This window comes from Mesorhizobium sp. M5C.F.Ca.IN.020.32.2.1, from assembly GCF_004023105.1.
Lineage (GTDB): Bacteria > Pseudomonadota > Alphaproteobacteria > Rhizobiales > Rhizobiaceae > Mesorhizobium > Mesorhizobium wenxiniae.
In genome coordinates, this window is record NZ_RZSX01000232.1 from 1 (window position 1) to 7808 (window position 7808).

Genomic DNA, 7808 nt, shown 5'->3' on the forward strand with positions numbered 1-7808 from the left:
GATCGTACGGGTCCGATAGATAGTTCGGGACAATTCGCGGCGCGTCAGCCGGGTTGGGCGAACGCAACTCGAGGAAACCGCGGGAACGTGGCCGGATATGGCAGGCATTGAGCGTGCAGCCATAGCCGCTTTCGACTGGCGCAACGCCGTCCTCTATGCCGGAACCGGCTAAGAAGGCGAACTGGATGTCGGGGTGCGGATCTTCGCGATTGGCCCACCAGAAGGCGCCGCCCTCGATGATGTTGGAGCAGGCCGGACCATTGCGAAAGAGCACATATTGCAGTCCCGCCCAAGCCTTCCAGGGCAGCTTCTTGTACTTGTCGTAACCATGAGGACCATTCAGCTCATAGATCAGGTAGACATCCATGTGGTCCTGGAGACCGCGGCCGACGCCGGGCAAATCATGGACCACCGGGATGCCGAGTTCGTTCAGATGCGCGCCGGGACCGATTCCGGACAAAAGCAGCAGCCGTGGCGAGTTGATTGCTCCGGCCGACAGGATCACCTCGCGTTCGGCCGTCGCCACGGTGCGGACGCCGCCGCGCACATATTCGACGCCGATCGACCGCTTGCCCTCGAAGAGGATGCGAAGAACCCGGCTGCCGGTCTGCACCGAAAGATTGGATCGCTTGCGCGCCGGCTTCAGATAGCACACGGCCGCACTGGCTCGGCGGCCGTTGCGCAGCGTGAGTTGATAGAGACCTGAGCCGGCCTGCTCGCCGCCGTTGAAGTCGGCAACATAGGGAATGCCCGCCTGCTGGCAGGCCTGCAGCCATATCTTGGTCAGCGGGCTGACGTGCTCGGGACTGGATACGTGCAGCGGGCCGCCTCGCGCATGTGCAGGGCCCGCCAGCGTGTCGTTGTCCTCGGCCTTTGTGAAAAACGGCAGAACATCCACATAGGACCATCCTTCGGCACCGTCGGCTGCCCAGCTGTCATAGTCGGACGGGATGCCGCGTACATACAGCATGGCATTGACGGAGGAGCCGCCGCCCAGCACGCGCGCCTGGACCATCGTCGGCGTCGAGGCCTTGGGGTTCCCGGCCGTCGGTTCCTGCGCGAAGCGCTGGAGCAGGTTGCCTGTCGCGGTCTTGTAGACCATCGCCGGCAGGTGGATCGCGATGTTCCGGTCTTCCGGACCCTCCTCGAGAAGCAGCACCGACGTCCTGGGGTCTTCGGAGAGACGTGAGGCGACAACGCATCCGGCCGAGCCACCGCCAATCACGACATAGTCAGGCATCTGTCCATCCGTCACGCAAGCAGAGAGGCGGCCGCAGTCGGTGGGGCCGCCTCTCTGAGCGGGCATCAGCCCTGGGAGGTACCGGTCACGCGGCGGCCTTGAATTCGTTCCATGCCGCCACCCAGTCGGCATAGGTCGCGAACTCGGACGATTCGAGCGGCGGAATGCCGAGCAGCGGCGACGACTTGAAGATACCCTCGACGTCGGAATAGTCGAACAGCGCCCTCGTCTCCGGCGGCAGCAGATCGAGCGCTTTCGGCGACACAACGCCCGCGGCGTTGCGCGTTGTGACTTTCGCCTGAACTTCCGGCGAGATCGCCATGTCGAAGAAGGCATAGGCGGCATCCTCGTTGTCGACCGAAGGCGGCATGAACCACGCGTCGCACCATGTGCCAGCGCCCTCCTTCGGTATCGTGTATTCGGTCTTTACGCCTTGCTTGGCGGTCTCCACCGGAATGCCCGTCCAGCCGCAGAAGAGCGCGGCCACCTCGCCCGAAACGAACAGCGAGACGAGGTCGCCATAGGTCAGGCTGATAATGCGCGACTGGTCGCGGTACTTCGTAAGATTGTCGAAGATCGCCTTCATCTCGTCGCGCGAAACATTCGGGAACTTGTCCCCGAGGCCGGCCATGCGAGCTGCGATCGGCCAAGTGGCGAGCGTGTCGTCGACGAAGGCGATCTTGCCTTTCATCTCGGGCTTGAGCAGGTCCTCATAGGAAGTTGGCTTCTCCATCAGCGCCGGATTGTAGACGAGCGCGTTGAGTCCCCAGGCATAGGGCACGCCGTAAAGCTGACCATTCCGATACCAAGTCGGCTTGTCGTAGAAGACGTCGAAGAGGTTGTCCTTGTTGTAGTTGGGCAGCTTGGCCTTATCGAGCGGGTTGGCGATCTTGAGCACGTCGATATAGAGGTCTGCATAACCTTGGTTGTATTCCGCGGCATCGAAAGGCGGCGGGTTCGGCACGCTGAATTTCGTGGTCACGTCGTCCTGATTGCCCATCGCGCTCACTTCGACATTGATGCCGTTCTTGGCGCGCCAGTCGGCCAGTTCCTCGGTCAGTTCCCAGCCTTCCCAGGCCATGATCTGCAAGTCGCCACTGGCGGCGTGCGCCAAGTGAGGGATGAACGGGCCGAGCGCCACAGCGCCTGCCACGGCACCGGCGCCGCGCAGGAAAGTGCGGCGCCCCATCGCCATCTGCATGATTTCGTCCGTCGACCAAATTCGTCTCATCTCAGTTCCCCTGTTGATGTTTCTTCGCCTTTGAAGTGTCCCGCGTGGCCCGCGTTTTCACAATTTCGCATGGCCGAGATTGCCGTCGTCTGATGACGCGAGATGTGCGTCACATTGCGAGGACGGTGCCGCCCGCGGTCGGCAGGCTTGAACGGGTTCAAGGGCGCGGCAGCATCACAACGTTGGCGGCGTCCCAGAAGACCTTGGTGCGGGCGTGCAAGGCGGGCGGGACGTTTCGGGCGTTGCGCTGAACCTGAATCCGGACGCTGGATTGATCGTCAAGTCGGACGGTGTAGAACGAACGGCTGCCGATGAAGACGATGTCTTCGACCGTGCCCTCGACAGACTGCGGAGCCGCATCACCGGACTGGAAGCTCAGTGATTCCGGGCGGATTGAGATCGTTACGCTGTCATCCTGAGATGCGTTCGCGTCGCTTGCCAGGAAGCGGATGCCCGATGGCGTCACCGCCGTCGTACCGACGCCGTTGACGTGGGTTACCCTGGCCTCGAAGAGGTTGGTCTCGCCGAGGAATTTCGCCGCGAACAGCGACTTCGGCCTGGCATACATGTCCTCGGGGCGATCGAGCTGGACGATCCGTCCCTTCTCCATCAGCGCGACGCGATCGGACAGGATCATGGCTTCATCTTGATCGTGCGTGACATAGACAAAGGTGGTGCCGGACTCGGCGTGAATGCGCTTCATTTCGGCCAGCATATGCTGCCGGATCTTGAGGTCGAGGGCGGCGAGCGGCTCATCGAGCAGCAGGACCTTCGGCCCGTTCACCAGTGCCCGGGCCAACGCCACGCGTTGGCTCTGACCGCCGCTGATCTGGTCGATATAGCGGTTGGCGAAGCTGTCGAGCTGGACGATGTGGAGCATACGCTGAACCCGCTCCTTGATCTCGTCCTTAGGCAAGCCTTTGACTTTCAGGCCGAAGGCCACGTTTTCAAAGACGTCCAGATGCGGGAAGAGAGCGTATCGCTGGAACACCATGTTGACCGGCCGACGTTCGGGTGGCACGCCGGCGACATCGACGCCGCCGATGCGCATCGAGCCCTGCGTCAGCGTGTCGAAGCCTGCGATCAGACGCATGAGCGTGGTCTTGCCACAGCCGCTCGGTCCGAGCAGGGTCAGGATCTCGCCCTCCTCGATCGCGAGGTTGATCTCGGACAGCGCCGTGAAGCTGCCAAAAACCTTCTTGCCGGCGCGAATTTCAATGATGGGTCGGGGAGGGGTCATGCTGGGCTCCTCAGGGCGCTTCGCGGCTGGCGATGGACGAATTGCGGCGCAATCTACCGATCACCCAGGCGCCGATCAGAATGGCAGCGGAGAAAGCGAGCGCCAGCGTCGAGATGGCGTTGATCAACGGCGTCACAGTGCGCCGCATCATCGACCAGATGTACATCGGCAGCGTCGTCTCGGTGCCCGCCACGAAGGAGGTGACGACGAACTCGTCGAAGGAGACGGCGAAGGCGAGGATGGAGGACGAGATCAGCGTCGGTGCGATCAGCGGCAGCGTAACGCGCGCGAAGGTTTTTCTCTGGCCGGCGCCGAGGTCTCGTGCCGCCTCCTCGAGTGACAGGTCGAATAGTGTCAGGCGGGCCCTCATTGCAACGATCATGATGGGAATGGCAACGACCACGTGCGAAATGACGATGGTGACGGTCGACAGCTGCACGCCAGCTTGGGCGAAGAGGACGAGGAGTGAGACGCCGACGAAAAGGCCGGGCAGCGCGATCGGCGTCACGGTAAGGACCTCGATGAGACCCCGCCCCATACGGCCGAAGCGCAACCACGCCAGCGACGCGGTGGCGCCTAGCACGAGCGTGATAGTGGCCGTCATCAAAGCGATGACGAGGCTTTTCAGTACGGCGGCGCTCAACTGCGGATTGCCGAGCAGCTCCTCGTACCAGCGCAGGCTGAAGCCGGTGAAGGGGAAAGACAGTGACGGCGATGCGTGGAAGCTGAACAGGACGATGATCAGCAGCGGCGCAAGAAGAAAGCCGAGGGTCGTCCAGACAATGAGCTTGAGCAGCATCTATGCCTCCGCGCTTGCAACCGGACGCCGACGATTGATGATGACGCCGCTCATGCGACCAAGTGCGACGATGGCGACGTAGAGGAGCACCGATACTGCGAACATGACGAATGCCTGCGCCGCTCCCAGCGGCCAGTTTCCGGTCTTGCGGAACTGGTCGGCGATCAGCAGGCCAGTGGTCTGGCCGGACGAGCCGCCGAGCATCTGTGGCGTGACGTAGTCGCCGGCGACCAGGATGAAGGTCAGCATAAAGGCGCCGACGAGGCCGTTGGCAGCATTCGGCGCGATGACCCTGAAGAACGCACCCAAAGACGAAGTACCGAGATCGCGGGCAGCATCGAGCAGTTCGCGTTTGATCTCACTGAGGGATGCCACCACCAGCAGGATGCAGAACGGGAGATAGATGTGAACCAGAGTGATGGTAACGGCGAAGGAATTGAACAGAAGAGCGCTGACTGGTTCGTCGATAATGCCGAGCTGGAGCAGCACCGTGTTCAGGACGCCATTCGTTCCCAGCAGCGTCCGCCACGCATAGATGCGCACGAGATAGCTGGAAAACCAGGTGAGCAGGATCAGATAGAGGATGATCTGGGAGCGACTGACATAGACGAGGTAGTAGCTGACCGGAATGGAAAGGATGAGCGTGATCGTCGCCGTCAGCAAGCCGATACGGACCGCATTTATCGTTACTTTCCAGAATGCGGGCGATGTCAGCGAGTCGAGATAGTTGCCCCACTGAAAATCGGGGATGATGCGGTAGGATGCCGACGACCAGAAGCTGTAGGCGAACAGGATGAGACTGGGCACGACGAAGAATGCTACCATGTAGATGACCGTCGGCGCCGCCAGTGTCGCGTTGGTCCTTGTTCGCATGAGACTCATTCGTCACCCCACTTTGGGCGGATAGCGTTAGGCGTAGGCGAGTCCCCTCCGCTTCCAGGGACCATTCGCACCGGCCGTCTACAGGCTCGAAGACGGCACGGATGGTCTCCGCCGGGCAGGGAGCGCTAATCGTTCCCCGCCGTGCCGATCAACAGTGCACCGACTGCTTGCTTAATCTCTCACAGTTGTTCAGGTCCCGGCCCTGCACACAATTTCGCAAAAGGGGGTTTGGTGAAGCTGGATGAAGCACGCTGTGCGCTGATGCGCTTCTCTATCAGCGCTACGACTAGACCCTACAGAGCGTTGCAGCGGTAGAAGTTGACTAGGTCGCGCGTTGGGCAAATCTCTTTGCCGCCAACCAAGGCGTTAGGCGAATGGCTTAGCCCGCCACTAGGAGAGGATGCGCTCTTGTCCACTGTGCTTCGCGTGTCGAAACACCGAGCCTGACTACTTACGATGTAGACCGAAACACCCGAAGCTGGCGCCGAGCTTTGCGCCTTTGCACTTGCTATGTGAAGGCGACCGGCTTAACGTTAGATCGATATAATCGCCACGATATTGGATTGCTGGAGAAAGGAATGAGAGGAAGTGCATCGGTAAAACGCGTAGTTTTCTTGGCTTTGTTGACCGGGGTGTCTGCCGCCGTCCTAGCTCATGGGCAAGCTTCGGGCGCACTGATTTCTAACTACTCCGAGCGGCAAGTTGCGCTTTCACAGATAAAGCTGGCCGCCTATGACGCTGCTTGGTCTTACTTGCTTGGCGTCGATGAAAGCAATTCTGAAGAAGTTGGCCAGCTGACGAAACAGACGAGTCATCCACGTGAATATTAGGCGAGCTAGAAAAGCCAACAAGCGAGAACATGTCGGACTGCGACACTAGACGGCCGCGATAGCAACCATCGATCTCCTTACTAATGGCATGCTTTGTACCCAGTGGAGAAAGCGGTCGCGGCCTCGGATCGTCTGGAAAGGCGGCCTCGCCACCCTCTAGAATCTCGCACACCAGGCTGCGATCTGCGGACTTTCGAGGCCTCCGCTCACGTACGAAATAGCCGGCAGCGCTCCTGGATGGTGGTTGCCAGCTTGGCGACGATGACCTGGTCGGCGTCGCTGTTTACTACGGCCGGCGGACAGGGCAACCCCCTTTACCTCCCAGGGTGCGGACGGGCGTCAGGACCTGGTCTGGTGACCGGCGGCCACAGATCAACCGGCACCGAGGCAGGCGATTCGATCATTGCTTACACCCTGCCGCGATACCTTGGCGACGTTTGATCAAGATCCCATTCGGGGCGTGAGCAGGCGGTAGCTCGACTGCCGCTGATCGGCGTCGCCCATCACGATATCGACAGAACGTTAGCACATGTCGGCTTTTCTCAGGTCCGAAAGGTCGCCGTAACGCCTCCAGGGCCGCGTTTCAGGTTCTGCTGCGGGGGCGGGGTGCATTCGTTGCGCCAAAAATCCATGAAGGCCGCGGGCGAGACCGCGGCCGAATTGCGGGGCAGGTTAGGCCTTGCAAGTCCATGGATCGTTCGGGCACCCTCCGGCGTTATGTTGTCAGCCAAGCGGGTGACTTTCATTAGGGAAGGAGCAAAGCGATGAAAGAAATGGTTCTCGCAGGAATCGTCGCGCTGTCGGCGTCAACATCGCTGGCGCAGACGAGCACTGCCCCCGAGGCTACGGCTCCAGCAGCCGACACTGCTATGCCTGTTGCCCAGCAGGCAGGCGGGCCCGCAAATCTCTGCCAAGAGCTCCTCGCCTTCATGAAGGCGCCTGCCGAAGCGGCTACCCCGACCGCTGCTGCCCCGGCTCAGCAAGCTGGCACATCTACTAGCAGCGCAGCCGCGCCCGCCAAGCCGGAGACCGGAACGGGCTCGGCGCAGAAAATTACGGGGCAATCTGGAGTTGCCAGCGACTCTCCACAACCGAACAAGGAGAAGGTGGCCAGCGGATCGGCCACGAACGCGCCCCAGAAGGAAAGCAGGGCCGCGCCGTTGCCCCCCTCCGATACGTCGAGCACCCCCAAGGATTCCGTGATAGATGTCGCGAAAGCGGAGGAACTGGCCGCCGCCAATGACATTGCACAATGCCAGAAGACCGCGCGGCAAATGAGAGTGGCCGGCGTCGCCATGCCGCCGCCGTTGCTTTCACTGGCGGCGCTCGACCTGCAGTTTCAGCAAAAATCCGGTGAGGTCCCCCAGTCATCCGGATCTGGCAATCCACCTGCGACGGGGCAGGATCCAGCGCAGCAGACGCAGACGCCGAAATGAGAGCATGACTGCGACTTTGAGCAGGTGAGAAAGGGAGAAGGCGGGATGGGCATGATCTTGACCGGAATTGTCGTTTCGATCGCAATTGCGCTCGGGGCGGGCTATTTTCTTCTGAGCGCGCAGCAGCAACAGCCAGCATGGCAGGTTTAC

General features: G+C 61.2%; 7 protein-coding genes. 2 read left to right on the forward strand and 5 right to left on the reverse strand.

What is annotated here, in order from left to right; all coding sequences use genetic code 11:
- The 5 genes from EOA86_RS13905 to EOA86_RS13925 form a co-directional block, all read right to left on the reverse strand.
- On the reverse strand, positions 1-1240 hold a 1240-nt coding region (locus EOA86_RS13905; protein ID WP_128342167.1), incomplete at its 3' end, for a GMC family oxidoreductase N-terminal domain-containing protein.
- Positions 1241-1325: 85 nt separating this feature from the next.
- Positions 1326-2471: an extracellular solute-binding protein gene (locus EOA86_RS13910; protein ID WP_127208355.1), complete on the reverse strand. Its 1146-nt coding sequence runs from the start codon at positions 2469-2471 to the stop codon at positions 1326-1328.
- A gap of 157 nt (positions 2472-2628) precedes the next feature.
- Positions 2629-3711, reverse strand: coding sequence for an ABC transporter ATP-binding protein (locus EOA86_RS13915; RefSeq protein ID WP_127208354.1), 1083 nt, complete (start codon positions 3709-3711; stop codon positions 2629-2631).
- A 10-nt stretch (positions 3712-3721) separates the two neighbouring features.
- On the reverse strand, positions 3722-4510 hold the full coding sequence (locus EOA86_RS13920) for an ABC transporter permease (protein WP_128342169.1): 789 nt from the start codon (positions 4508-4510) through the stop codon (positions 3722-3724).
- Positions 4511-5392 (reverse strand): ABC transporter permease, encoded by an 882-nt coding sequence (locus EOA86_RS13925; RefSeq protein WP_128342170.1) that lies wholly within the window; start codon positions 5390-5392, stop codon positions 4511-4513.
- 512 nt (positions 5393-5904) lie between these two features.
- Between EOA86_RS13925 and EOA86_RS13930 the strand changes: the two genes are divergently transcribed.
- Together EOA86_RS13930 and EOA86_RS13935 are read left to right on the forward strand one after the other, a co-directional pair.
- On the forward strand, positions 5905-6222 hold the full coding sequence (locus tag EOA86_RS13930; protein ID WP_127209332.1) for a hypothetical protein: 318 nt from the start codon (positions 5905-5907) through the stop codon (positions 6220-6222).
- A 764-nt stretch (positions 6223-6986) separates the two neighbouring features.
- Positions 6987-7658, forward strand: a complete 672-nt coding sequence (locus EOA86_RS13935) for a hypothetical protein (protein ID WP_128342172.1) — start codon at positions 6987-6989, stop codon at positions 7656-7658.
- Positions 7659-7808 lie beyond the last annotated feature (150 nt).

Excerpts from the sequence above, each read along its gene's own strand:
- EOA86_RS13910 (WP_127208355.1), bottom strand. The coding sequence starts at position 2,471 with ATGAGACGAATTTGGTCGACGGACGAAATCATGCAGATGGCGATGGGG.
- EOA86_RS13925 (WP_128342170.1), bottom strand. The coding sequence starts at position 5,392 with ATGAGTCTCATGCGAACAAGGACCAACGCGACACTGGCGGCGCCGACG.
- EOA86_RS13915 (WP_127208354.1), bottom strand. The coding sequence starts at position 3,711 with ATGACCCCTCCCCGACCCATCATTGAAATTCGCGCCGGCAAGAAGGTT.
- EOA86_RS13920 (WP_128342169.1), bottom strand. The coding sequence starts at position 4,510 with ATGCTGCTCAAGCTCATTGTCTGGACGACCCTCGGCTTTCTTCTTGCG.
- EOA86_RS13935 (WP_128342172.1), top strand. The coding sequence starts at position 6,987 with ATGAAAGAAATGGTTCTCGCAGGAATCGTCGCGCTGTCGGCGTCAACA.